The sequence below is a fragment of the Acinetobacter towneri genome, assembly GCF_017498585.1.
In the GTDB taxonomy this organism is placed as follows: Bacteria; Pseudomonadota; Gammaproteobacteria; order Pseudomonadales; family Moraxellaceae; genus Acinetobacter; species Acinetobacter towneri.
The window spans coordinates 1,728,031-1,754,395 of record NZ_CP071766.1; the positions used below are offsets into that span (position 1 = coordinate 1,728,031).

General features: G+C 40.2%; 28 protein-coding genes. 14 read left to right on the forward strand and 14 right to left on the reverse strand.

Annotated features, from left to right (window positions below; all coding sequences use genetic code 11):
• Positions 1–6 precede the first annotated feature (6 nt).
• The 3 genes from mfd to J4G44_RS08360 all read left to right on the forward strand — a co-directional run bounded on the left by mfd (position 7) and on the right by J4G44_RS08360 (position 5,659).
• Positions 7–3,468, forward strand: coding sequence for a transcription-repair coupling factor (gene mfd, locus J4G44_RS08350; protein WP_154320768.1), 3,462 nt, complete (start codon positions 7–9; stop codon positions 3,466–3,468).
• 208 nt (positions 3,469–3,676) lie between these two features.
• The gene (locus J4G44_RS08355) at positions 3,677–4,111 is read left to right on the forward strand and encodes an HIT domain-containing protein (RefSeq protein ID WP_004976660.1); all 435 of its coding nucleotides are present in this window, start codon (positions 3,677–3,679) and stop codon (positions 4,109–4,111) included.
• Positions 4,112–4,177: 66 nt separating this feature from the next.
• Positions 4,178–5,659, forward strand: a complete 1,482-nt coding sequence (locus J4G44_RS08360; RefSeq protein WP_004976658.1) for an adenylate/guanylate cyclase domain-containing protein — start codon at positions 4,178–4,180, stop codon at positions 5,657–5,659.
• Between the two features lie 121 nt (positions 5,660–5,780).
• On the opposite strand, the gene fdx is transcribed toward J4G44_RS08360, so the two are convergent.
• The 8 genes from fdx to J4G44_RS08400 form a co-directional block, all read right to left on the reverse strand.
• On the reverse strand, positions 5,781–6,119 hold the full coding sequence (fdx, locus tag J4G44_RS08365) for an ISC system 2Fe-2S type ferredoxin (protein WP_004976656.1): 339 nt from the start codon (positions 6,117–6,119) through the stop codon (positions 5,781–5,783).
• A gap of 15 nt (positions 6,120–6,134) precedes the next feature.
• Complete coding sequence (gene hscA, locus J4G44_RS08370) at positions 6,135–7,994, reverse strand: Fe-S protein assembly chaperone HscA (RefSeq protein ID WP_104851921.1); 1,860 nt, start codon at positions 7,992–7,994, stop codon at positions 6,135–6,137.
• A gap of 45 nt (positions 7,995–8,039) precedes the next feature.
• Positions 8,040–8,555: a Fe-S protein assembly co-chaperone HscB gene (gene hscB, locus J4G44_RS08375; RefSeq protein ID WP_004976652.1), complete on the reverse strand. Its 516-nt coding sequence runs from the start codon at positions 8,553–8,555 to the stop codon at positions 8,040–8,042.
• Positions 8,556–8,654: 99 nt separating this feature from the next.
• On the reverse strand, positions 8,655–8,975 hold the full coding sequence (iscA, locus tag J4G44_RS08380; protein ID WP_004976650.1) for an iron-sulfur cluster assembly protein IscA: 321 nt from the start codon (positions 8,973–8,975) through the stop codon (positions 8,655–8,657).
• 36 nt (positions 8,976–9,011) lie between these two features.
• Positions 9,012–9,398 (reverse strand): Fe-S cluster assembly scaffold IscU, encoded by a 387-nt coding sequence (gene iscU / locus J4G44_RS08385; RefSeq protein ID WP_004976649.1) that lies wholly within the window; start codon positions 9,396–9,398, stop codon positions 9,012–9,014.
• A gap of 104 nt (positions 9,399–9,502) precedes the next feature.
• Entirely contained in the window at positions 9,503–10,720 is a 1,218-nt protein-coding gene (locus tag J4G44_RS08390) for an IscS subfamily cysteine desulfurase (RefSeq protein ID WP_207973565.1), read from the reverse strand.
• Between the two features lies 1 nt (position 10,721).
• Positions 10,722–11,195: an Rrf2 family transcriptional regulator gene (locus J4G44_RS08395; protein WP_004976645.1), complete on the reverse strand. Its 474-nt coding sequence runs from the start codon at positions 11,193–11,195 to the stop codon at positions 10,722–10,724.
• 123 nt (positions 11,196–11,318) lie between these two features.
• Positions 11,319–11,966 carry a hypothetical protein gene (locus tag J4G44_RS08400; protein WP_004976643.1) on the reverse strand — a complete coding sequence of 216 codons (648 nt, stop codon included), beginning with the start codon at positions 11,964–11,966 and terminating at the stop codon, positions 11,319–11,321.
• Positions 11,967–12,161: 195 nt separating this feature from the next.
• On the opposite strand from J4G44_RS08400, the gene J4G44_RS08405 reads away from it, so the two are divergent.
• From J4G44_RS08405 to J4G44_RS08415, 3 genes are all read left to right on the forward strand, one after another.
• Positions 12,162–12,629 (forward strand): phasin family protein, encoded by a 468-nt coding sequence (locus tag J4G44_RS08405; RefSeq protein ID WP_004976642.1) that lies wholly within the window; start codon positions 12,162–12,164, stop codon positions 12,627–12,629.
• Positions 12,630–12,853: 224 nt separating this feature from the next.
• Positions 12,854–13,126 (forward strand): HU family DNA-binding protein, encoded by a 273-nt coding sequence (locus J4G44_RS08410; protein WP_004976639.1) that lies wholly within the window; start codon positions 12,854–12,856, stop codon positions 13,124–13,126.
• Positions 13,127–13,257: 131 nt separating this feature from the next.
• Positions 13,258–15,129 (forward strand): SurA N-terminal domain-containing protein, encoded by a 1,872-nt coding sequence (locus J4G44_RS08415; protein ID WP_207973566.1) that lies wholly within the window; start codon positions 13,258–13,260, stop codon positions 15,127–15,129.
• A gap of 81 nt (positions 15,130–15,210) precedes the next feature.
• On the opposite strand, the gene J4G44_RS08420 is transcribed toward J4G44_RS08415, so the two are convergent.
• Positions 15,211–16,083 carry a DUF2797 domain-containing protein gene (locus J4G44_RS08420; RefSeq protein ID WP_131261455.1) on the reverse strand — a complete coding sequence of 291 codons (873 nt, stop codon included), beginning with the start codon at positions 16,081–16,083 and terminating at the stop codon, positions 15,211–15,213.
• A gap of 34 nt (positions 16,084–16,117) precedes the next feature.
• Between J4G44_RS08420 and J4G44_RS08425 the strand changes: the two genes are divergently transcribed.
• Positions 16,118–16,612 (forward strand): DUF6231 family protein, encoded by a 495-nt coding sequence (locus J4G44_RS08425; RefSeq protein ID WP_167845983.1) that lies wholly within the window; start codon positions 16,118–16,120, stop codon positions 16,610–16,612.
• Positions 16,613–16,752: 140 nt separating this feature from the next.
• The gene (locus J4G44_RS08430; protein ID WP_180112467.1) at positions 16,753–17,355 is read left to right on the forward strand and encodes a YidB family protein; all 603 of its coding nucleotides are present in this window, start codon (positions 16,753–16,755) and stop codon (positions 17,353–17,355) included.
• A 137-nt stretch (positions 17,356–17,492) separates the two neighbouring features.
• Here the strand turns inward: J4G44_RS08430 and J4G44_RS08435 are convergent, their stop codons facing one another.
• The 5 genes from J4G44_RS08435 to J4G44_RS08455 form a co-directional block, all read right to left on the reverse strand.
• Complete coding sequence (locus tag J4G44_RS08435) at positions 17,493–18,572, reverse strand: porin (RefSeq protein WP_167845984.1); 1,080 nt, start codon at positions 18,570–18,572, stop codon at positions 17,493–17,495.
• Positions 18,573–18,928: 356 nt separating this feature from the next.
• Positions 18,929–19,342, reverse strand: coding sequence for an HIT family protein (locus J4G44_RS08440; protein WP_004976632.1), 414 nt, complete (start codon positions 19,340–19,342; stop codon positions 18,929–18,931).
• Between the two features lie 38 nt (positions 19,343–19,380).
• Positions 19,381–19,650: a YARHG domain-containing protein gene (locus tag J4G44_RS08445; RefSeq protein ID WP_136144520.1), complete on the reverse strand. Its 270-nt coding sequence runs from the start codon at positions 19,648–19,650 to the stop codon at positions 19,381–19,383.
• An 85-nt stretch (positions 19,651–19,735) separates the two neighbouring features.
• Positions 19,736–20,608, reverse strand: coding sequence for an NAD(P)-dependent oxidoreductase (locus J4G44_RS08450; protein WP_207973567.1), 873 nt, complete (start codon positions 20,606–20,608; stop codon positions 19,736–19,738).
• 13 nt (positions 20,609–20,621) lie between these two features.
• On the reverse strand, positions 20,622–21,716 hold the full coding sequence (locus J4G44_RS08455; protein WP_131261453.1) for an alpha/beta fold hydrolase: 1,095 nt from the start codon (positions 21,714–21,716) through the stop codon (positions 20,622–20,624).
• Positions 21,717–21,867: 151 nt separating this feature from the next.
• On the opposite strand from J4G44_RS08455, the gene J4G44_RS08460 reads away from it, so the two are divergent.
• The 6 genes from J4G44_RS08460 to J4G44_RS08485 all read left to right on the forward strand — a co-directional run bounded on the left by J4G44_RS08460 (position 21,868) and on the right by J4G44_RS08485 (position 26,356).
• A complete protein-coding gene (locus J4G44_RS08460) occupies positions 21,868–23,055 on the forward strand; it encodes an O-succinylhomoserine sulfhydrylase (RefSeq protein ID WP_167845986.1) in 1,188 nt (395 codons plus the stop codon).
• 99 nt (positions 23,056–23,154) lie between these two features.
• Positions 23,155–23,484 (forward strand): YbaB/EbfC family nucleoid-associated protein, encoded by a 330-nt coding sequence (locus J4G44_RS08465; protein WP_167845987.1) that lies wholly within the window; start codon positions 23,155–23,157, stop codon positions 23,482–23,484.
• 10 nt (positions 23,485–23,494) lie between these two features.
• Complete coding sequence (gene recR, locus J4G44_RS08470; protein ID WP_019837914.1) at positions 23,495–24,091, forward strand: recombination mediator RecR; 597 nt, start codon at positions 23,495–23,497, stop codon at positions 24,089–24,091.
• 239 nt (positions 24,092–24,330) lie between these two features.
• The gene (locus J4G44_RS08475; protein WP_207973568.1) at positions 24,331–25,473 is read left to right on the forward strand and encodes a ribonuclease D; all 1,143 of its coding nucleotides are present in this window, start codon (positions 24,331–24,333) and stop codon (positions 25,471–25,473) included.
• Positions 25,474–25,642: 169 nt separating this feature from the next.
• Positions 25,643–25,951 carry a YcgL domain-containing protein gene (locus J4G44_RS08480; RefSeq protein WP_180111970.1) on the forward strand — a complete coding sequence of 103 codons (309 nt, stop codon included), beginning with the start codon at positions 25,643–25,645 and terminating at the stop codon, positions 25,949–25,951.
• Between the two features lie 21 nt (positions 25,952–25,972).
• On the forward strand, positions 25,973–26,356 hold the full coding sequence (locus J4G44_RS08485) for a hypothetical protein (protein WP_180111971.1): 384 nt from the start codon (positions 25,973–25,975) through the stop codon (positions 26,354–26,356).
• Positions 26,357–26,365: the final 9 nt, after the last annotated feature.

Sequence of the window (26,365 nt, forward strand, 5' to 3'; positions counted from 1 at the left end):
ATATACATGTTCCAACACGAAATTTCCCAACTCAATTTAGCACAACTGAAAGCTGGCGAAAAACGCTGGATTGGTAATCTACAAGGTTCTGCCGCAGCATTATTATTTAAAGAAATTGGTCAGCAGAATCAGCATTTATTTGTGATTGTCGCGCGCAATCAACAACATTTGGCGCAGTTAGAAAGCGAATTAGAATTTTACGGGGTAAAACCGACTATTTTCCCCGATTGGGAAATTTTGCCTTATGACCGCTTGTCACCGCATCAAGATATTGTGTCGGAGCGTTTGGCGATTTTATCCAATATGCCGCAGCAAGGTGTATTGTTGGTTTCGGCAACCACTTTGGCACAACGTGTTGCACCAACCTCATGGGTGTTAGGCGAGCATTTCGATATTCGTGTTGGGCAAAAGTTTGCTTTGGAACAACAAAAGCAGCGTTTGGTACAAGCAGGCTATCATCTGGTCGATACAGTCTATGATCATGGTGAATTCGCTGTGCGTGGCAGTATTATGGATATTTATGCTTCGGGACAGGAAGCACCCATCCGTATTGATTTATTTGATGATGAAGTTGAAACCTTAAAGTTTTTTGATCCAGAAACGCAGCGTACCACCCAAAGTTTGCAGAATTTTACGGTTTTACCCGCCAAAGAATTTCCATTAAAAGAAGGTCGTGCGATTTTCCGTGACCGCTATGCAGAAAGTTTCCCAACGGCAAACCCGAAAAAGAACCCTGTGTATCAGGATGTGTTAGAAGGCATTGCATCGCCTGGTTTAGAGTTTTATTTTCCGTTATTCTTCACTCAAGCACAGCTTGAAGGTCAAAATACATTACTTTCATACTTACCAAAGCATTGCATTGTCATTACAGATAAGGCGGTGGATGACTGTTTAACTCAATTTTGGAAAGATGTGCTGTATCGTTATGAGGACAGACGTCATAACATCGACCAGCCGATTTTGCCGCCTGAGCAATTATTCCTACAACCAAATCAATTATTAGAACAACTGAATCAATTTGGACGTGTGATTGCATCGCCCGAAGCTTTTGAGCAAAAAGCAGGTGTAGTGAACTTAAGCACACTTGTACCACCACGTTTGGCGGTTGATCCTAAACAAGAACAACCCTTTCATGCCGTTAAGCAATATATTGATGCGGCCAATCATCCTGTTTTATTGGTGGCAGAAAGTGCAGGTCGTCGTGAAACCTTAAAAGATGCGTTGCGTGCCGCTTTGGGTGAAATTCCACAAGTGGAGAGTTTTGAGGCATTTCAGCAGTCTTTACAAGCCATTGCGATTACCAATGCACCTTTAGATCGCGGCTTGGTCATTCAAGATCAATTGAGTGTAATCTCAGAAAATCAGTTGTATGAACATCGTGTGGTGCAGCGCCGTCGTAAACGTCAGCAGGAAGTTTCTGAAGAGTTTTTAATTCGCAGTTTGACCGAGTTAAGCATTGGTGCACCTGTGGTACATATTGATTATGGCGTAGGGCGTTATGCAGGTTTAATTACTTTAAATATTGATGAGCAAGAGCATGAGTTTTTACAACTTGATTATGCCGATGCTGCAAAAGTGTATGTACCTGTTACCAATTTGCATTTAATCAGCCGTTATAGCGGTGGTGATCCAGACCTTGCGCCTTTGCATAAATTAGGCACAGATGCATGGAATAAAGCCAAACGCAAAGCGTTGGAACAAATTCACGATGTGGCAGCAGAATTACTGCATATTCAGGCACGTCGTCAATCTAAACCGGGTTTTGCTTTTGAGTTGGATCATAGTCTTTATATGCAATTTGCCAGTGGCTTTGCTTATGAAGAAACCCTAGACCAAGCCAATGCAATTGAAGCGACTTTACATGACATGCAACTGGCAAAACCAATGGATCGTTTGGTCTGTGGTGATGTTGGTTTTGGTAAAACCGAAGTCGCCATGCGGGCTGCATTTGTCGCGGTACAGAATAATAAACAAGTCGCGGTATTGGTTCCGACCACATTGTTGGCACAACAGCATTATGAATCTTTTAAAGACCGTTTTGCCGACTGGCCTGTGCGTATTGAAGTCTTATCGCGTTTTGGTTCAAGCAAATCTCATCAAAAAACCATTGAAGATTTAGCTGAAGGCAAAGTCGATATTGTGATTGGGACGCACAAAATTCTGCAAGAAAATATTCAGTTCAAGCAGTTGGGTTTAATGATTGTCGATGAAGAACATCGTTTTGGGGTGCGTGACAAAGAACGTATTAAAGCGCTGCGCGCCGATGTGGATATGCTGACTTTAACCGCAACGCCAATTCCACGTACCTTAAATATGGCATTTAGCGGTATGCGCGATTTATCCATTATTGCTACACCACCTGCACGCCGTTTAGCGGTCAAAACCTTTGTGCAAGAGCATACAGGCGATACGGTGAAAGAAGCCATTTTACGTGAATTGTTACGTGGTGGTCAGGTGTATTTCCTGCATAATGAAGTGGAAACCATTGAGCGTAGTGCTGAAACCATTCGTGAATTGGTACCAGAAGCGCGGGTTGCAGTTGCGCATGGGCAAATGCGCGAGCGTGAATTAGAGCAAGTCATGCAGCAGTTTTATCATAAAGAATATAACGTGTTGGTTTGCTCAACCATTATTGAAACAGGGATTGATGTTCCAAATGCCAATACCATTTTAATTGAACGTGCAGATAAACTCGGATTGGCGCAGTTGCACCAACTACGTGGTCGTGTTGGACGTTCGCATCACCAAGCTTATGCGTATTTGCTGGTACCTTCCATTAAGGGCTTAAAAGGCGATGCTGAAAAACGCTTGGATGCGATTCAGCGTGCCTCAACTTTGGGTGCAGGTTTTATGCTGGCAACCGAAGACTTAGAAATTCGTGGTGCGGGCGAATTACTGGGTGAGCAACAAAGCGGTTCAATGCAAGCTATTGGTTATAGCCTGTATATGGAAATGCTGGAAAAAGCCACCAAAGCCATTCAAAAAGGTAAAACCCCTAACTTCGATGCACCATTGTCTTTAACTGCAGAAATCAACCTGCACATGCCTGCTTTAATTCCAGATGATTATTTGGGCGATGTGCATCAGCGCTTATTGTTCTACAAACGCATTAGTAATACCGATACTCAAGAAAAGCTTGATCATATCCGTATGGAGTTGATTGACCGTTTTGGTATTCCACCACAAGCGGTGAAACAATTATTTGCTGTACATCAACTGCGTTTAAAAGCAGAGCAGTTGGGCATCACTAAAATTGATATTGGTACAAATGGCGGTCATATCGAATTTTCACCAGATACACCTGTGCAAGCCATGAGCATCATTCAAATGATGCAAAAACATCCGACCTATTTCCGTATGGATGGTGGACAGCGTTTAAAAGTGATGGTGATGTTGGAGGAAGCTGAAAAGCGGATTCAATTTATTGCCGATCTATTAAACAGCCTGCTAAAAACTTTGCACAGCTGAGTTTAAAAATGCAAATTGATCCAAATATCATATCGGTAAATTTATGAATATTTGCTAAGAAACCTCTGATTCTATAATGAATATTATTTATGATGAATTTGGTTAAAATTGCACTTTATTTACATCGAAACATGATGGGAATCATACTCAGTTCACTAGGGATGTGATAGTATTACCCATCATTACAATTTGCGTCATTTATAAAGATATGTTTAGTTTGCATCCACAACTTGCTCAAGATACTTTTTTTGTAGGCGACTTTCCTCTGTCAACATGTCGTTTAATGAATGATATGCAATTCCCTTGGTTAATTCTAATTCCACGTGTGCCAGGGGTTACAGAACTATACGAATTAAGCCAGGCAGACCAAGAACAATTTTTACGTGAATCTAGCTGGTTATCTAGCCAATTATCACGTGTATTCCGTGCCGATAAAATGAATGTGGCGGCTTTAGGTAATATGGTTCCACAATTGCATTTTCATCACGTCGTGCGTTATCAAAATGATGTGGCTTGGCCTAAACCAGTTTGGGGTACGCCAGCTGTACCATACAGCAATGAAGTTTTGGCTCACATGCGTCAAACCTTGATGCTTGCTCTGCGTGGTCAAGGCGATATGCCATTTGACTGGCGAATGGATTAATTGAAATGAATTGCCACGCAGGATGCGTGGCTTTTTAATCCTAGATTGGAGTAGGCCGCGGTGTTCATGTACAATTGGATGGAAAGAGATCCCAAACAATTCGAATTTCTGCATCGTTTAGTCGGGTATGCAAGTTTATCCCTGATTATGGTGGTCTATCACTACACCTACGCCGATACCAATTATCAAATTTACCTTCCGTTTTTTCTTACTTTTTTATTACTGATAATTCCTAAATTTTCGCGTTGGCTACAATATAAATATAGTCATCAAGCCAAGCGTAATATCCTGTTTATTATTGATATTGTGGTAGTCGCAGTATGTTTGTCTGCGGTACATCTGAATTTGGTACTTACTTTTGCCGCTTTATTTGCGCTGCTATATACCGCCATTTATATTAAAGTTTCTTTCTTTTTGGTGGCATTGGCATCCTTATTGGCGGTCACAGTTTTTTATTTTTGTAATATTTTTATTTTTGGTTTTAACGAATATTTTGAACAAAGCAGTACCGAACTTACGATTTTAGCCTTTTTATGTATGATCTTTTACTTTGGCATGGGCAGTGCCTATCAGGCACGTCGTATCCGCTATACCACGGCAAAGAAAGACCATTACTACACACAAATGAACCGCTATATGGAATTTGCGAATCAGCTTAGTCGCTATGCACCTTTGCAGTTGTGGCAATCGATTATGAAAGGTGAGTCGGAAGCGAAAATTGAATATAAACGTAAAAAAATGACGATTTTCTTTTCTGATATTCAAGGCTTTACTGAACTTTCTGAAACACTAATTCCAGATGATTTAGCATTCCTGCTCAATGATTATTTAAGCCACATGACCGAAATTGCCAAGCAATATGAAGCGACGGTGGATAAGTTTATGGGTGATGCGATTTTAATTTTCTTTGGTGATCCAAATACGCAAGGTGTTGAACAAGATGCTAAAACTTGTGTAGAGATGGCTATTGCGATGCGTCAGCAAATGAAATTGTTACGCGAACGTTGGGTCAAAATGGGCTATCCGCCTTTACATATTCGTATGGGTATCAGTACAGGATATTGCCACGTTGGGAACTACGGTGCAGCACATCGGATGGCATATACCATTGTTGGGCGTGATGCTAACTTAGCTGCGCGTTTGCAAAGTGCGGCCGAAGTTGATGAAATTTTACTTTCAGATGACACTTATAAACTGATTAAAAATGATTATTTGTGTGCTCCGAAAGCACCGATCTTTTTAAAGGGGATTCAAGGTCCTGTAAAAACTTGGCAAGTGATGGAAAAATATGCGGCCAGCAAGTCGGATTATCAGCGTTGGTTTGACTACGAATATAAAGGTTTTCATTTGTTGCTTAATTTGGATGAAGTGCAGAATTTTGAATATCCTGAGCTAATTACCGTATTAGAAAAAATGATTAAAAGAATTCAAACGCAGCAAAAGCTGACCAACTCACAGGGCATTGTAAAACTTAATCTTGAAGATGAAGTGATTGAACATCCACCTGTTGAAGAAATTGCCAAAACTCATATTCCTGAAAAACACTAAAATTTTTCTTATAATGTAGATCTCGTTTAACTTTTAAATCCTCAAAAATTTTAAATCTAAAGTTGTGCAATAAAAAAACTGCGCCGTAGCGCAGTTTTTTAGAATTAGCATCATTTTATGATTAATGATTTTCTGAAGCATGGTTAATGGTGTATTTTGGAATTTCGACTTCCAAGTCTTCATTGACCACTTTAACCTGACAAGATAAGCGTGAATCAGGCTCTAAACCCCAAGCACGGTCTAATAAGTCAGCTTCAACATCATCCATTTCTTCTAGGCTGTCAAAGCCTTTACGAACAACAACGTGGCAAGTGGTACATGCACAAGACATATCGCAAGCATGTTCAATTTTAATGCCATTTTCAAGTAAGCTTTCGCATAAGTTGGCATTTTGTTCGACTTCAAACTCAGCACCTTCTGGGCAGAATTGCGCATGTGGAAGTACTTTAATACGTGGCATAATCTTTACCTTAAATTAGTTTGAGTTTGACCAGTCGTCGAGTTTAGTGCCTTTAAGTGCTGCATCAATATGTTGATTCATACGAATTGCAGCAAAAGCATCACTGTGTATTTTAAGCTGTTCAACAGCATGTTCAATGGCTTTAATGTCTTGTCCAGTCAATTCGGCTTCCAACTGCGCTTTGGCAGTATTTAAAGCTTCTAATTGTTCTGGGCTTAATAGTTGTGCATCTACTTTTAAGGCTTGTTGTAAAGCTTCAAGTTCACGTTGTGCTTCAACTTTGGTTTCATGCAAATGACGCAATTGCTTGTCTTCTTCTGCATATTTGAAACCATCTAGCAGCAAACGCTCGGTATCTGCTTCAGATAAACCATAAGATGGCTTGATGTCGATATTTGCAGTCACACCAGAAGTGGTTTCTTTAGCAGAAACACTGAGCAAGCCATCAGCATCGACTTGGAACGTAACTTCAATGCGTGCCTGACCCGCAGTCATTGGTGGAATACCGTGTAGCACAAAACGACCTAAGCTACGACAATGTTCTACCAAATCACGCTCACCTTGTACCACATGAATCAACATGGCAGTTTGGCCATCTTGATAAGTGGTAAATTCTTGGCGACGTGCTACAGGAATTGCAGTATTGCGTGAAATTAAGCGTTCCACCAAACCGCCCATGGTTTCTAAACCCAAAGACAGTGGGGTAACGTCTAATAGCAACGAACCATCTTTGCTGTTACCAATTAGTTGATTGGCGGTAATTGATGCACCAATTGCAACCACTTCATCTGGGTTAATTGTGCATAATGGTTCTTGATTAAATACTTCACGAACAGCTTTTTGCACGGCATAAGAACGTGTTGAACCACCAACTAAAACTACATTTTGAATGTCATCTAGGTCAAGTTTGGCATCGCGTAATACACGTTTGCATACACTAATGGTTTTATCTAAAGCAACCTGAATAATACTTTCAAAGTTTGCGCGGTCTAATTGCAGCGTGTGCTCTAACAGTTTTAATTCAACACTTTCTGCATTGCTGAGCGCTTCTTTGGCTTTACGTGCAGACACAATAAAGTGTGCATATTCTGCATCATCTAAACTTTCAATATTCAGCTGTTTTTTTGCCCATTTTACAATCAGACGATCTAAGTCATCACCACCTAAAGCAGTGTGGCCGCCTGTGGCTAAAACTTCAAAAACACCTTGAGAGAAACGTAAAATAGAAACGTCAAACGTACCACCACCCAAGTCGTAAATCACATAGTTACGGTCTTGAGCCAAGTTGGTGTCTTGATCTAAACCGTAGGCAACCGCTGCTGCAGTCGGTTCATTCAATAAACGCAATACTTTTAAACCTGCAAGCTCGGCAGCGTCACGTGTGGCTTGGCGTTGAGCTTCATCAAAATAAGCAGGAACAGTAATCACTGCACCATTTACAGGGTTTTGTAAGCTGGCTTCTGCGCGGTCTTTGAGTTGTTTAAGTAATTCTGCCGAAATTTCAACAGGTGTTTTACGGCCTTGAGCTGTTTCAAAAGCAGGCATTTGATTGTCTTCACCCACTAACGTGTATGGATGTTGAAATTTAATGTCCGCTTTAGAACGACCCATAAAACGCTTGACTGAAACAATCGTGTTTTTAGGGTCTGTAGTAATAAATGGCGCAGCAGCATTGCCATAATGTGTATTTTGCTCTGCATAATGGACGATAGAAGGCAGTAGCACGCGACCTTGCTCATCATGCAAGACTTTGGCTTTACCAGAAAGAACTGTGGCAACCAATGAATGAGTGGTGCCTAAGTCAATGCCAATCGCAATGCGATGTTCATGCGGTGCACTTGATTGACCTGGTTCTGCAATTTGCAAGAGCGCCATTATGTAAAATCCTTTGCCCGTTAAATATTAAAATACAAACTAAAATTAAAAATCATCGTCTAAATCAAAACTGTCATCATCAAGGAAACGATCTTCAGCTTTGTCTAGGTCAGCCATAACTTTCATGAAAAAGCGTAATTTACGCACAGTGTCACGCGCTTCTGCCCAATCTTCTTCGGCATAGTCAATTTTAAATTCACGGACTAAGCCATCAACCCATTGTTGTACTTCAACCTTTAATGACTGTAAGTCATCGGCACAGTTGGCATCATCCAATTGCTCACGAATTTCCAAGGCATCTTGTAAAAATTCAAAGTCATGGATGGATTGATCGAGATGATAATCTTGCTTTTTCAATGAGAGTAAATATGCAGCACGACTGTCTACCGCAGAGAGTTGTTTAAACGCCTGATTAATTTTACTAGATTTAATCAAGGCTTGATCTTTGTCTTCGGCTTTGTCGGGGTGATATTGCTGCTGTAGCTTTAAAAATTCAGCTTTTAAAGTAGCGAAATCAATATCGAGTGCAACAGGAAGATTAAACAACTCAAAATGATTCATGGGAGATGGAATCCGCGATTAGTGTGCAAAATTGGCTGCATAAATGCAATTAAAACAGTGTATTGTACACTGTTTTAAGCTAAAAAGAGGGAGGTGGCGTTATACCGTGAACGATTCACCGCAGCCACATTCACCTTTTTTATTGGGGTTGTTAAACTCGAAACCTTCGTTTAAACCATTTTTGACATAGTCCATTTCCATGCCATCTAGGTAAACTAGGCTTTTCGGATCAACGAAAACTTTAACACCAAACTGTTCAAACATTTGGTCGTGCGTATCGACTTCATCTACAAATTCGAGTACATAAGCCAAACCAGAACAGCCTGAAGTTTTCACACCAACGCGAATACCTTGACCCTTACCGCGATTCTTTAAGTAATTGCTGATATGAGTTGCAGCATTTTCAGTTAAATTGATCATGAAAACTCCGTTTGTTTTTCCACAAAACTTAGCAAATTAAGCTTTGGTCTTTTTGCTGCGATAGTCTTCTACAGCAGCTTTAATTGCATCTTCTGCCAATACAGAGCAGTGTACTTTCACTGGTGGAAGGGCAAGTTCGGTAGCAATATCAATGTTCTTGATCGCTTGTGCTTCATCTAAAGTTTTACCTTTAAGCCACTCAGTAACCAAAGAACTAGAAGCAATGGCAGAACCACAACCATAAGTTTTGAAACGTGCTTCTTCAATCACGCCTTCGTCATTCACTTGAATTTGCAGACGCATTACATCGCCACATGCAGGTGCGCCCACCATACCTGTACCAACGTTTTCAGCATTTTTGTCTAAAACGCCAACATTACGAGGGTTTTCGTAATGATCAATTACTTTATCGCTATAAGCCATGTCGCTTCTCCAAACCTCGGGGTCAGCCTTAATATAAATATGGGGGTGAAATTACCTTTATCAATCTAATGGCTTCCTGTCAAAGCCATTAGATTTGGGATGAATTAGTGTTCAGTCCATTCTACTTTAGAAAGGTCAATCCCTTCTTTATACATATCCCAAAGCGGTGAAAGTTCACGTAACTTTTCAACAGCAGCTTTAGTCACAGTTAGGACATGATCAATATCTTCTTCAGTGGTGTATTTACCAAAACTGAAACGAATTGAGCTGTGTGCAAGTTCGTCTGAAAGACCTAGTGCACGTAATACATAAGATGGCTCTAAAGTCGCTGAAGTACACGCAGAACCTGAAGATACCGCAGCATCTTTAAGAGACATCATTAAAGATTCACCTTCAACAAAGTTGAAGCTGACGTTTAAATAGTTGGCTACGTTTAGTGTTGGGTGACCATTCAGGAAAACTTGTTCCATGGTGTTCAAGCCATTCCAAAGTTTGTCGCGCAATACACGTAAACGGGCTTGTTCAGAAGCCAAGTTTTTGCCTGCAAGTTCAAATGCTTCGCCCATACCTACAATTTGGTGGGTTGCAAGTGTGCCTGAACGCATGCCACGTTCATGACCGCCACCATGCATTTGTGCTTTTAAGCGTACGCGTGGACTGCGGCGTACAAATAGCGCACCAATCCCTTTAGGACCATAGATTTTGTGTGCAGAGAAGCTCATTAAATCTACTTTTAAGGTAGATAAATCAATTTCTACTTTACCTGCAGCTTGCGCAGCATCGACGTGGAAGAAGACTTTTTTAGCACGGGTGATTTCGCCAATTGCAGCGACATCGGTTATCGTACCAATTTCGTTATTCACCATCATCAATGATACTAAAATGGTGTCTGGACGAATTGCTGCTTCAACCATTTCAGGGGTAATTAAACCTGTTTGTGGTTGTGGCTCTAAGTAGGTGATTTCAAAACCTTCAGATTCAAGCTCACGGCAGGTATCTAAAATGGCTTTGTGTTCAATTTTAGAGGTAATAATGTGTTTGCCTTTAGACGCATAGAATTGTGCTACGCCTTTTAGTGCAAGGTTATCTGATTCTGTTGCACCAGAAGTCCACACGATTTCACGTGGGTCTGCTTTGATCAAGTTCGCAACTTGTTCACGTGCATATTCAACTTTTTCTTCTGCTTGCCAGCCATAAGCGTGCGAACGAGAAGCGGCATTACCGAAAGTCCCATCAAAAGTCAGGCACTCCATCATGCGTTCTGCAACTTGAGGATCTACAGGAGTGGTTGCTGCGTAGTCAAGATAAATTGGACGTTTCATGTCAAATACCTGTAACCGATAACAGAGCTGAATCAAACGGTGCTGTGTTCTGGCGAATGGCAACAGTTTGTACGTTGTCACGCGCAACTAAATCAGCAAGTGAGATTTTAGCGAGATAGTCGGCAATATGATGGGAGAGTTCCTGCCATAAGTCGTGAGTCAAGCACATTGCACCATTTTGACAGTTGCCTTTATGGTCGCAACGCGTTGCATCAACAGTTTCGTTTACGGCTTCAATGATTTCTAGCACAGTGATTTCATTTGCACTACGTGCTAAATGGTAACCACCGTTAGCACCGCGAACACTAGACACTAAGCCGTGGCGCTTAAGTTTTGCGAATAACTGCTCAAGATAAGCAACAGAAATAGTTTGACGGGCTGCAATTTCAGCAAGCGTGATCGTTTGTTCAGTTGGCTGCAAAGCTAAATCAAGTAGAGCAGTCACTGCGTAGCGACCGCGAGTTGTTAAGCGCATGATTCGATACACATGATTAGACTAGATATGGGTATTCTATGAATCCCGACTAAATTAGTCAAGTATTTTATTGTGATATTGTGCGCGAGGATTTACGCTGTTTTTCTTGATATTTTAATGCGTTTAAACGATCCATAAATTATACACTAATAACGTAATTAATAGTACTGTTATTACACCAAAGACGATGTTAATGCGCTTTTGACGACGTTCAATCCGACGAATACGGTTTTTATGCTGTTTAAGCTCAACTTGTAGGGTGTTGATCTTAGAGCGTTGTTCATCAATTTTGTCTAAAAGTGGGGCAATGCGCTTTTTAGAACCAATCACTTCTTGTTCTTGCGGTGCTTCTTTCAGCCATTGTTTCCAGTCAGCTAAAACTTTGGGTGCACTAAAATGCAAAATTAGATCACGAAACTCATCTTTAAGGGTAATGTCACCATCTATACGCATGTGTTTAATACTGCGACGATTACCTAAAATAAAGATTTTAAATAAATCTATGAGGGTGGTGCGCACATCTAAATCGACAGCTTGTTCAGGTGCTTTGCTGTCAAATAAGATGCCGTTTGGATTGAATTCCACGTAAATGTCGAAATAAGGAATATAGCTATTAATTTTAATGGTGATTTTCTGGTCGACAAACTTTTTAGCCTGCAAAGCGACCACACGATCATGTTTTAGAATAAAGCTAAAAATTGTTTCCAGCACAATCATGAGCATGGTCAGCAACAAATGTGGATTACTTTGTCTTTGTTGCGAATCACTCATAAAATCAAGTCCCTAAATCTAAAGTTGAATTCCTTGTTTTGCGCTTCGTTGAGAATACATTCTAAGAAGCGCAGCGAATAATCTTGCTTTGTAGAACAGTTTAGCAAAACGATCAAGTATTTAATTTGCTATTATGAAAGCATTTTGTAGGTTTATTACATTTATGTGCGCATAAAATAAGCAGGAGAGAGGTTCATGGAAAAAACGACGGATAGCGTAGAAGAGCATTTGCTTGAATCAGAAACCACATTGAAAAATAAAGATAAATTACGCTCAGGACGTAAATCATCACTCGATTTTCGTAAATATACCAAGCAAATTTGGCTAGCAGGTTTAGGTGCATTTTCACGCGCAGAAGAAGAAGGCAATAAATTGTTTGACTCTCTGGTCAAGGTGGGTGAGGAATTGGAATCTAAAACTACAGAAATTGCCGATCAAACAGTTGAAAAAGTGTCTGAAAAAGCCAAAGAGTCGGTCATTGATACTAAAGATAAAGTTGAGCGTTTAATTGACCATAGCGTCAATCATTCTTTAAATAGAATTGGCTTGGTGACAGCAAAAGACCTACAACATTTGGAGCAATTGGTACTGCAATTACATGCCAAAGTCGATGCGTTGATTGAAGAAAATAAACAATTAAAAGAAGATGTCGCGAAAAAGTAATTCTGTGGAAAGGGGGCTTAAAGGATGTTGCTTTATTATACATCGGGTATTTTAGGGCAAAACTGAATAGAGGCTAACAGTTCCATCGTTTTTACCATTTATTTTGCATAAAAGCGTGCAGGGAGTATTGCTTTTACCCTCAAAGCATTGCTATAAAGGCGTTACGGTAATTTAAATTAAATCTCTGGACCTTAAATAAACGATATTAAGAGGACGTAATTTTCATGAATAAATCAGAATTAATCGATGCAATTGCAGAGAAAGGGGGATTGTCTAAGACTGATGCAGGTAAGGCCTTAGACGCAACAATTGCTTCTATTACTGAAGCGCTTAAAGCGGGTGATACTGTAACCCTCGTTGGTTTTGGTACATTTAATGTGAAAGAGCGTGCTGCTCGCACAGGTCGTAACCCACAAACAGGTGCTACACTTGAAATTAAAGCAAGCAAAGTACCAAGCTTTAAAGCGGGTAAAGGTTTAAAAGATTCAGTAGCATAATCTTTTAAAATGCCAAGAAAGCGCGCCAATTGGCGCGTTTTTTATTAATAATGTCAATAAACGGCTTCAACGCATTCATTCGTTGAGGGTTTTCAGTTAAAATCTCGCACAAATAAAATATTGGAATACTTATGGAATCTTTTCGTAAAGTTATTAAGGGTTGGTTGGGCAAAGTTTTGCTCGTCTTGTTCTTGACCCCTTTAGCACTTGTAGGTATTGAAGGATATTTTAGTGGAGGTCAGTCTGAAGACACTGCACAAACAGTCAATGGTCAGCAAATTTCAAAACGAGAATTAGATAATCTGACCAATTCCTTGAAAGAACAATACTTGGCCTATACCAATGGTGATGAAACACTATTGAATCAAAATTATATTCAAAACAAAGCCAAAGATACGTTGGTTGCACGTACCTTGTTATTACAACAAGCTGAGAAATTAGGGATTTCTTTGAGCGATGCACAAATTGAACAAATGATTGCACAGCAACCGAATTTCCAACAAGATGGCAAGTTTTCTGAAAGCTTGTATGCGAACTATCTGCAATCTGTAGGCATGACCAATCAGGCGCTTGTGGCAAATTTACGCCAAGACCATGCGTTAAAAATGCTGAGTGCTAGCTTTACCGATTATGCTTTAGTTAGCCCGTCTGATATTCAGCAAATTGCCAATTTACAAACCCAGCAACGTACTTTGCATTTATCTAGCATTAAGTTAGATGACTACAAGAAAAACATCACCACAAATGCACAAGAGATTGCTGCGTATTATGAACAGCACGCCAATGTCTTTAAACAGGTTGCTAGCGTTGATGTCGATTACATTGTGGTGACTCCAGCCAATATTGCACCTGCAAATACGGCTGTCACTGACGCAGAGTTACAACAGGCTTATCAAAAGTTTGTCGAAACTCAAAAAGGTGCTGCTGTACCGACAGTGAAACATATTTTAATCACCACCGATGCGCGTGATGATGCCGCAGCTAAAAAACTTGCAGAGCAAGCCGCAGCTGAAATTAAGCAAGGTACAAGCTTTACTGCAGCTGCACAAAAGTATTCGGATGATCCTGAGTCTAAAGCCAAAGGTGGTGAGGTTGCAGGTTATGAAGCAGGCGTATTTGGCGATGCCTTTGACAAAGCCGTGGGTAGCTTAAAATCTGGTGAAGTATCACAGCCGATTAAAACTCAATATGGCTATCATGTGATTCAAACAGAAGGTGCTACAGTTCAAGTCCCTGCGTTTGAAACTCAAAAAGCACGTTTAATGGCAGAGTTGCAAAAAGCCAAAACTGAAAATGCGTATACCGATACCATCAACAGCTTAAATGAATTGGTGGTGAGTAGTGATGCTTTAGATGTTGTGGCAGAAGAAGTGAAAACGGCCAAAGTCGAATCTGTTAATGGTTTAACTTTGGCGGCGCAGCATCCTGTTTTAAGCCAGCCATCTGTCAAAGTTAAATTGTTTAATGATGATGTGAAAAATGGCGATCGCAACGCATCGAGTAACATTACTTTAGCCAATGGCGATGTGGTATGGGTGAAAGTGCGTAATTACCATGCCGCAGGTGTGCAAACTTTAGAAGAAGCAACACCCCGCGTAAAAGCTAAACTGATTGAGAAAAAAGCCTTTGATGCAGCGAAAAAAGATATTCAAGCTGCGTTGGATGCCTTTAAAACTCAACCTGCAGCGACCGTTTTGGCGAAAAACCAAATCCGTTTTGAAAATGCAGGCACATTCACCCGTGCAGATGGTTTGTTAAAGCGTGAAATTGAACGTGCTGCATTTAGTGTGCTTGCGCCTAAAGATGGTATGTGGTCAGTAACAACAGCATCTATACCAAATGAATTGGTGGTGGTAGCTGTATCAAATGTAAACGATACTACATCGAATGCTTTAACGCCTGAGCAACTGAAAGAGTTAGCGCAGTTGTATCAACAATTACGTGCTCAACAAGAGCTAGATGACTATACGCAATATTTGAAATCGAAAGCGAAAATCAAATAAGTGATGAACATCTACAAAAAAACCAGCAAATTTGCTGGTTTTTTTGTGCATCTAAAATGATTAAGTAAGCAGTTTCAAGATTTATTCAGCGCGAATTTTTAGCTCATAACCTGTGTATTTACGAATGTTGATGACACCTGTATCCAAGATTAAATATTGCCCTTTAATTCCTTGCAGTTTGCCGCGAATGATTGGGGTTTTATCTAAGTTATGCGATTTAATTTTCTCAGGATACTGTTCTACAGGGTACACAAATTCACGCGGAAGTTCCTGATCTAAAAGCTCTACCGTTTCGTTGAATTCAAGGTTTTGACTAAACTCATCACGAATGGTCTGAATTTTAGGCGCAAACTCTTCAATCAGTTGTTCACGCACTTCAATTAGGTTTAGCGGCTCTGCTTCGCCTTTGAGTAGTTTGCGCCAGTCGGTTTTATCTGCGACTTGTGTACCAAACATAACTTCCAATTGCCCAGATAAACGGCGTGAGCCGACTTTCATAATTGGCAAGGCTTGAGTTGCGCCCTGATCTAGCCAACGTGTTGGCATTTGACCTAAACGGGTGATTCCCACTTTTAAAGCACTTGAATTGGCTAAATATACGATGTGCGGTTGAAAGCAGACTTCTTGAGCAAAACTATCTTCACGACAGGTACCTAAATGATAGTGACAGGTCTCAGGCTTCATGATGCACATATCGCAAGATGCTTTGGTTTTAAAACACTTGAAACAATGTCCTTGCGAATAGGATTTTGGTGTTTTCACACCACAAGAAACACAATAAATATTGCCCGTCCATTCCAGTTCAAGTTCTTGCCCAAGCTGAAAAGGCAGGTCAATTTCTGCACGGTCTAGAATAAATTTATATTCAACATTTGCCTTGTGTACCTGTTCATCAGTTACACTATGGTCCTTAAGACCTGCGTGCATTTTATGGCAAATGCCTTGTAGTTCCATAAGAATACTCTCTCGAAAATGAAGGAATGCAGTGATGGCTGAAATGCGTTTAATTCAAGCATTAATTGATGATTTATCTCAACAACAGCCAATTTCTACTGCATTGTGTATAGGGCAAAATATTGAAGCAAGCCCGAAGTATAACAATCAAGCGGCTGATGAGCAGCCAACTATCCAATGGCAGTATTTTAGCGCATTGGCATTTTTAAATCTGCCTTTTACCCAACGTTTTGATTTGGCAGTTGTATTTTTAGATGCTGCCGATTTTGCTGTGCAGACGCCACAACACACCTCGCAAATTTTGGTAAAGCTACGTGATTTATTGGCAAAGCGTATTGTGGTAATTGCTGCACGTGAAGATGAGCAATTGCTTAGAGCACTTGGTTTTACGCAATTGATTGAACATCGCTTTGAGCAGCATCATTTATGCTTATGGCAATTTAATATTTTGACTTATAAGCACGTGCCTGATTGGTTTAATTCTAAGTTTTGGGCAAACCCTGAAAATTGGGATAAATTCCGCTGGTAAGTGCTGAATTACGATCACAAAATTCTAATAATGATAATTAATTCACATAAATTTAGGATATTGCAAAATTTAACAATTTCAAGCGCGCAATTCAGTCAAAACTTCGTATGCTGTCATAAGGGTATTATGAGGAAAATAAAATGACCAATTTAAGCAATATTGTTGAAATTTTAGCAAAGCAGGCATTGGGCGCGAATCAGCAATCTAATCAATCTCAAGGCGGATTGGGTGGTATTTTAGGTTCGGTTTTGGGGCAACTTGGTGGTAATAACCAACAATCTGCGCAAGGCGGCTTGGGTGGCATTCTTGGTTCGGTACTAGGTCAGTTAGGTGGGCAACAACAGCGTTCTGCTACAGGTGCTTCAGGTACACAAAGTTTATTGATTGCAGTTTTGCCTTTGGTGTTGGCATGGATTCAAAAACAGGGTGGCTTGCAAGGTGCTTTGGATAAACTCAAAGGACAAGGCTTAACCAGTCAGGTGGATGATTGGGTGTCTACAGGCCCAGGTGAAAATGCGCATGTAGGTGCTGAACAAGTACAAAGTTTATTTGATGATGCCGATGTAGAGCAGGTCGCACAGCAAACTCAGGCGCCAAAGCAAGATATTTATAATGCGATTTCTGCAGTATTGCCGCAAATTATTGATTCATTGACACCACAAGGTGAGCAAACTAGCAAACAAGAAGCCAACGACGATATTCAACAAGTCATGAATTTAGTGTCTGGATTTTTTAAGCGTTAATATTGAAAAATTCAGCTTTGCAAAACTGACTTGAATAAACTAAGCCAGCAAGTTTGTTGGCTTAGTTTTTATTTGGTTTTTTAAGTATGCAAAAAACACGCCGAAGCGTGTTTTTATGTTTTAAGTTTGGTTCAGACTTAGAAGTCGTAACGGAAACCTAAAGAAAGAGCTGTTGAGTTTTCGTCTTTAGCACCTTTTACGGAGTTACCAAAGCTACGACCTTCTTTCCAAGGAGTAAGATCAGCATTTTTATCATTTAACATGGTTGCAAGGTTTGCGTATACACGTACAGCCTTGTCTAAACGATGTTCCACGCCAACTGCTAAAAGTGTAGAGTTTGCATCTTCGGTGTCAACGTCACGGTGGAATACCTGACCACGTACATAAGTCTTTGGTGCTACTTTATAGTCTGCCGCTACACCAAATACTTGTGCATCAGCATATTTGGTTGCAGTACCTTCCAAGTCATGTGTAAGATATTGGTATAAACCACCTAAGTTTAGTTCTGGTGTGATTTTGTATGCTGCTGCGATACGGAATCCATCACGCTCACCCGAGCCAATTGCAGAGTTTTCTTCATAGCGTTCATAAGCAGCTGCAAAGTCAACAGGACCTTCTTTATAAGTTAAAGCCAGATCGTAAGCTTTATTGTCGTCCTGACCTTCTCCGGTCGTTGCATCTTTGGGAATTGAAGTGCTTGGATGTAATGATAAAGCTGCAAGTACGTTAAAACCACCACCGAATTTAGGAGATTTATATTCAACGGTATTTTCATTTCGTTCATCAAACTTATTATCACTAACACGTGTTACGTTACGAATGTCACCAACCATATCACCAAAGAAGTTCACTGGACCACGAGCAACTTTAAATGGGCTGTCAAAACGACCTGCACGTACTTGACCAAAGTCACCTTTTAAACCTACGAAAGTATCACGAGTAGCAAACTCTAAATCATCATTTGCAGAACCGCTAGCAAAGTTAATTTCTTGTTCAATTTGACCAAAAACAGTCATGCCATTTTCTAATTTTTGTTCAGCTTTGAAGCCTAAACGTGATGAGTTAGAAGAAAGACCAACTTCGTTGTAGTCTTTACCATCATCAAGATAGTCTAAAGATACGTGTGCACGACCATAAACTTTAACATCAGCAGCCATCGCTAATGCTGGTGTTAAAAAGGTTGCCCCAACTGCTAATGCGCAAAGCGTTTTTTTCATGTGTAGCTCCAATACAGACTATTGTTTTTTAGTCCTAAACATTGTTCAGAAGTAGGGTTGATCTACCGCTGTTCTCTATTGGTGCTAAGTATTCCTTACAAATGCGACAGTAATATTAAGGAAATATTTCAAAATTATTAAAAAGTACAAATTAGATCAAAAACTTACTTTTATTCGCATTTTTTTAGTGACTGAGTTTTTAAATTTAGAAAAAATATATGAAATGAATAACTTAATTGCAAGCAGACTGAAATGCTATTGTCATAAACTGCTTGAAAAAATGCAGGGTTAAAGTATGAGATGAAAAAAATGGAGCAGGTGCTCCATTCATTTTTGCTGCTTATTTTGGAAATATTTTAGAGCGCTGCTTTAATTTTTTCCGCTTGGGCTTTAATTTTGTCTTGGTCGCCCATTTGTGCAGCATGTTTCCCAAGCTGATGTACCGACGTCGGAATTAAGTGAAAATGCACGTGGGGGACAGTTTGACCTGCGCTTGTACCTGACAATTGCATTAACACGATACCATCTACACCCAAAGCTTGCTGCATTGCTTTTGCAATTTTTTGCACAATTTGAATGGTATATGCTGCTGCATCTGCAGGTAAATCCAATAAAGTTACTGCAGGTGTTTTAGGAATCACGAGAGTGTGACCATCGGCTTGCGGCATGATGTCCATAAACGCAAGCACTTGGTCATCTTCATACACTTTAATTGCAGGAAGTTCGCCACGTAGAATTCTTGCAAAAATATTTTGATCATCGTAAGCCATTATGATTCCTTAAATTCAGCTTTGATATTTCAGAACGGTTATTTACAGTTCAGTTCTTTTTGACGTTCTTTGATTGCGTCAAGACGTTGTTGTTCTTTTTCAGAAAACTTAGGTTTGGTTGTATAGCAGTTGTCATTACCAAAACGTGCTTTAGCTTCTGGGTCTTTGAAGCAGAACCCTTTAGATGCATAAATAACATCGTGGTCATTTTTAAGTTTTTGACATTCTTGTTCGGATGCAAAAGCAGTTGAACTTGCCCCAATTAAAGTTGCAAGGCTTGCAAATACGGCAATGCTAAACTTGTTCATAAGAGTTTCCTCTATTTAATGATGGTGTGACTAGCCACTTAATACACATTATTGGGTTTATGGCTGCATATTCAATGGCGAGTTCTTACTCTAGGGTAATATTACTCCATAATTCATACATTTTCACAGCAGTGGAAAAATCACTGTCTTTTTCTGCGGTTAAATTCGCTGCCTGAATCAGGCTTTGGGTTAAAGCCAATACAGGTGCAGGCAAAGCTGCTTCACGGACTAAATCCAATGCGATTCCTGTGTCTTTGGCCAGTAAAGGCAGAGCAAAAGTCTTTGGAAAAGCACGGTTCAGTACTCGCTGCGGCAAAATCATTTCCGTTACTGCGCTTTTACCGCTCGAAGCATTAATGCATTGCAAGGCCTGATTTAAGTTTACGCCATGCGCTTTTAAGGTGGTAAAGCCTTCAGCTGCAGCACACAAACTTACTGCCATTAACATATTGTTCACCGCTTTTACGGCAAAGCCAGCACCGGGTTCCCCCACATGCTGAATCACTTTACCAAAAGCCTGAATTGCAGGTAAGGCTTTTTCAAAAGCAGTTGCTTTACCACCAATCATGACTGTTAATGTGGCATTTTCTGCACCAATGGTTTGTCCGCTTACAGGTGCATCTAAAAAGTCGATCTGTTGTGCTTCAAGTTGTTGTACCAATTTTTTAGCACTTTCGGGTACGCCACTGGTGCAATCGACCCAGACTGAACCTGCTTTAAGTTGAACTTGTGCAATCAGGTTTTCAACTTCGGTACTGGTGGGCAAGCAAGAAAAAATAATATCTGCTTGCACCGCTTGAGCCAATTCAACCGCTTGTGTGCCATATTCAGCAGCATGTTGCTCGGCTTTGGCAAAGTTACGATTCCAGACATAGACCGTATCAAAATGTTTAGGTAAATGGGCTGCCATGCGGTAGCCCATTGCGCCTAAGCCAATAAATGCAACAGATTGAATCATGTTTTTGCTCTCTTTATGCAATTTTGCTAGATCGTTGTTCTAACCAAGTGGTCAGTTTAGGCCAGAATTCATTGGCACTTTTTTGACTGGACATTAAACCCAAATGTCCACCTGGAATAAGAGTAAACGTGACATCGGTACTACTTGTCAATTCACATAAAGGTTGAGCAGCTTCAGCAGTGACAATTTGATCGCTATCACCCGCACCGACCAAAAGTGAACAATGAATATTTTTAAGGTCTATCTGATGTTGTTTGAGTTGAATATGACCTTGTTTGAGTGGGTTTTGCAGCCATACATTCAATACCATGTCCTGATTAATCCCACCCGGATAATCAATCATATTATTTAAAAAATTGGCTAAAGTTGCGTTTTCATGCAAGGTTTGTAAGTCGTGCAGATTCGACAGCATCTGTTTATTGCTTTCCAGCCATGCTCTAGGGTCTAAAATCTTAAAACCAATCGCATTGATTAAACCCGGTGTATGAATTAAATGCTTTGGAATTTTTCCTGAATAAAAGGCATGTTGCAATTTGGGATATTTAGAAATCAGTTGATTGGTCAGTTGAAAGAGTTTACCAACCCGCCCCGAAGCATAGCTATCTACAGGGCTACCCAAAACCATCAAGTTTTTAATATGAGTTGTTTGTTGGTCGGCGGTATAAAGCATGGCAAAAATACCCGCCATACTCCAACCATGTAGTGAAATTTGTTCGACTTTGGCGTGTTGTAAAATGAGTTGAATACAATTAGGGATTGCATCCTGAATAAAAGCCATAAAATTTAAATGACAATGTTGATAGGTCAATTGTCCCCAATCAACCAAATACACATCAAAACCGCTATGCTGAAAATGTTTCACTAAAGAGCGATAAGGATATAAGTCATAAATCGACATGGTAATTGCTAAAGGCGCAACAAAAACCAGCGGCTCTTTATATTGCTTATCTGGCGAAGCGTAATAGCGAATCTGCGCATACTTATAACGTGCCACGATGTCGTATGGCGTGGTCTGAGATAAGATCAAATCACGGCTTTTAAATAAGCGAGTGCTGAGGTTTTTAAGCTTTTTTCGGTGCGGATTAAATTTTCTTTGTAGCTGATTCATGAGGTGTTCCATCACACGTGGCGCCGATTTGAATGAAGTCTAAGTGATATTTATACATTTTACCTTGACCTTAAATGCGCTTGGCGCTCAAAATGTTGGCAATTATTTAACAAACAGGTCTTAGGACTAAGTTTAGGGCTGAGCAGTAAAGATGAGTCAACACGACGACATTGAATATCAATTAGATACTTTGGCAATTCGTACCGGACACAACCGTACAATTGAAGGCGAACACAGTGAGCCAATTTTCCTGACTTCATCATTTGTTTGTGAAAATGCTGCCGATGCAGCTGCAAAATTCTCAGGTGAAATTGAAGGCAATACCTATTCACGTTATACCAACCCAACTGTACAGGCTTTTGAAAAACGCTTGGCAGTATTAGATGGTGCAGAACGTGCGGTTGCGACAAGTTCGGGTATGGCGGCCGTTCATGCGATCACTTTGGCTTATCTTAAAGCGGGTGATCATGTAGTCTGTTCACGTGCTGTATTTGGCTCGATCATTTCACTATTTGAAAAATACGTGATGAAGTTTGGTGTCGATGTCACTTTTGTTGATTTAGAAGATTTAGACAGCTGGAAACAAGCCATTCGTCCAAACACACGTCTTTTATTTATTGAAACGCCATCGAATCCATTGGCACAAGTAGGCGATTTACAAGCCATTGCCGATATTGCACATGCACATGGTGCGTTATTTGCGGTAGATAACACTTTCTGTACGCCCGTTTTGCAACAACCACTAAAATTTGGTGCAGACCTTATTATTTATTCATCAACCAAATATATTGATGGTCAGGGGCGTGCTTTGGGTGGTGCGGTTGTTGGTAAAGACAAGTTGGTCGAAGAAATCAACAGCGTTATTCGTACCTTGGGCAATTCATTAAGTCCGTTTAATGCATGGATTTTCTTAAAAGGCTTGGAAACATTAAGCCTGCGTATGAAAGCGCATTGTGCCAGCGCACAAAAACTTGCAGAGTGGCTAGATGCACATCCAAAAGTTGAAAAAGTGTATTATGCAGGCTTGCCGCATCACGCGGGGCATGAGTTGGCGAAAAAGCAACAGTCTGGCTTTGGCGGTGTTGTATCTTTTGTGGTGAAAGGCGAGCGTGAAGGCGCGTGGACTGTGATTGACAACACACGCTTCCTATCTATCACCAGTAATTTGGGCGATGTAAAATCAACCATTACTCATCCTGCAACAACATCGCATGGCAGAATGACCCCAGAAGCCAAACAAGCAGCAGGTATCAGCGAAGGTTTAATTCGTGTTTCTGTTGGCTTGGAAGATATTGATGATATTATTCGCGACATCGAGCGCGGTTTAGACCTCATTTAAAAACTAGGGTCTGTTGGCATTTCATAAATGGCTTGCGTTGTCGCAAACATAGACGAATTGTCAACAGACCCTCAATAGATCATTTGTTCGGAGATTTTTATGAACATTAATATGTTGATGCAGCAAGCGCAGCGCATGCAAAAAGAAGTGGAAAACAACATTAAAAAAGCCAAAGAAGAACTTGCGCAAACTGAAGTGCATGCAGAAGCGGGTGGTGGTTTAGTGAAAGTGACTATGACTTGCCGTAATGTGGTCAAACGCATTGAAATCAATCCTGAATTATTGCAAGACGATGCAGACATGATTGAAGATTTGATTGCCGCTGCAATGAATGATGCTGCCCGTCAAGTTGAAGCAATTGCTGAAGAAAAAATGAAGTCTGCAAACTCAGGCATGGGCTTGCCACCAGGCTTGGCAGGTTTATTCTAAGGAACGGCGTATGTTTAGTGATCGTTTTGATCAACTGGTACAAGCGCTACGCATTTTGCCAAGTGTTGGGCCAAAATCGGCTCAACGCATGGCATTGCACCTGATTATGAAAAATAGAGAAGGTGCAGTCGGTTTGGCTCATGCTTTGAACGAAGCCACTAGCTATATTCATGAATGTTCGATTTGTCACTCATTAACGGAAGATGAAGTCTGCAATATTTGCGCCTCACATGATCGTGATGCACACTTGCTTTGCGTGGTGGAATCTCCAGCCGATGTCATGGCGATTGAGCAAAGCGGCAGCTTCCGTGGTAAATACCATGTTTTAGGTGGGCATTTATCGCCATTAGATGGCATTGGGCCTGACGAAATTGGTATTCCGTATTTGGTTCAGCGTTTAAGTGATGGCAACATTACTGAAGTCATTTTGGCGACCAATGCAACCGTAGAAGGTCAAGCGACAGCACACTATTTGGTAGAAGCAACCAAACATTTGCCTGTGCAGATGACCCGTATTGCGCAAGGTGTGCCGCAAGGTGGTGAACTTGAATATGTCGATAGTCATACTTTAAGTCAGGCGGTGCATAATCGGATGCGAATGAAATAAGCATTTAGGTGCTTATTTCATGTGAATAGTCATTTGATAAATCATCCACAAAAATGATTACTTGCCTTTAAAGCCAATAAAAAATCAAATTAAGATAAAAAAACGATAAAAAATTTAAATTTTCACTGTATCGACTTAGAAATAAGATAAAAATTGAAAATACTGGACATATTTTTATAGCTAAATGCTATTTAATGTTTAAAATGAACCCCTAGAGAATCCTGTTTTACCTGCTCGCTATGTTCCAATTTATTCACCAACAAAAAGACTTTGAAAATGTCTTGGCATTAATGAGCCAAAACAGCATTTATGGTTTAGACACCGAATTTATTAAGGTTGATACTTTATGGCCAAAATTGGGTGTATTCCAAATTAATGTGAATGATCAGGTCTATTTGTTAGATGGCACTTCTTTAAATTTAAGTGCATTTTGGGAAAAACTGTTTCAGGCGCAGCAAAATATTTTTCATGCCTGCGGTGAAGATATTGATTTAATTTATCATTATGCACAGCAAAAAAACTTAGATAACGTGTTTGATACCCAAGTTGGCATGTCATTTTTAGGGCATGGTTTACAAGTCAGTTATCAAAACGCTTTAAAAACCATGCTCAATGTCGATATTGATAAAGGGCAAACTCGCTCAGACTGGCTTGCACGTCCGTTGTCCGATGAGCAGTTAAATTATGCTGCCAATGATGTGCTGTATCTAATGCAATTGGCAGATAAGGTACAAACCGACTTAAAACAAAATTATTTACTGGATTTTGCACAAGAAGATTGCCGCAATTTAACTCAGGAAATTGGTGAAGAAACACCTTTAGAGTTGTTGTATCAGGATGTGGGCAACTATCGTCATTCACGCCGTCAACTCATGCAATTGCAACAATTGGCCGTTTGGCGTGAGCAAATGGTAAAAGCCTTAAACCAACCACGTAGTTTTATTTTGCGTAATTCTACTATGCTGGACTTGGTCGAGAAAAATCCTAAAAATCAGTTCCAGCTCAGTACTATTAAAGATTTACGTGCGCATATTGTGCGTGAACATGGCAAAACTATTTTAGATTTAATTAAATATTTGCCTGATCAATTACAATGGCCATTACGTATGGCGCGACCAATTCGTCATTCTTCAAAAGAAGTGGGCGAAAATGTAGAACAGGTGATTCAACGTGCCGTACAGGAAACTCAAATTCCAAAAGAAGTTTTGCTGCGTAAAAAATGGCTCAATGCGCTTTATCAGCATGTGGTATTTCATAACGATGAGCAAGATTTGCCTAACTATTTGTTAGGTTGGCGTTATGAATTACTCACCAAGCCTTTAATTGAAGTTTTACATGCCGACGAGCGTTATTTGTCTGGTCAGATGAAAGTTGCTGAATAAATCAAACCGATCCACATTTTAAATAAAGCCGTTTTTCACCTGAAAATGGATGAATTTTCACGCCATTCTTTGTTTGAGTGTAAACATAGACCAATGCGTTAATAATGGTTAATGTATCTCGGTTTTTTTTGTTGTATCCTTTGCCTGAGTTTTTAGAGTTTTGTTGTTTATGCACTGTTCAATTTATAAATCGAGCAAAAAAGATGAGATGTATTTATACATCGCCCGTCCTGAGCAAACTGAGAATCAAGCAGAAGCGTTTAACCCGCTAGAGGTTTTACCTGAGCCAATGCGAGTTGCATTTGGTCGTGCGACATTTGTAATGGATTTGCAACTGTCTGAAAGCCGTAAGTTGGCACGTGTGAATGTTTTGCATGTCATGGATTCTATTCAAACACGTGGCTTCTTTATTCAAGTGCCACCAGAAGGCTTAATTAACCCAAATGCCGTTGAACCAGAAGGTTTACGTGGTGCTTAAGCTTTATTCAGGAGTTGAGAAATGAATAGTGTGATGACTGGATTGGATTCAATTCCTGAAACTGCAATTGCTGTTTCTGTTTATTTGTTGGGGAGTGCCATTATTTTATGGTGCTGGTACGAAATTGCCAAACGCTTGCCCAATCCGTTAGGTGGTATCACTTGGATTGTGCTGTTTGCAATTTTACTTACCCCAACAGTATCAGAAGGCAGCAATGCAGCACTTGCCCCAGCCATCTTTGGACTTCTTTTTGGTGTTTTAACCAAAGAAACCCCATTGGTTTGGTCTAATTTATCTGCCATTTTATTTGTGATCGGTCTTGGCTTATTGATCGGTTATTTCTGGTCAAGATACCGTCTTAAACAAACGACTTATAAAGCCAAGAAAAATACCTCACCACTGTAACTAAAACAA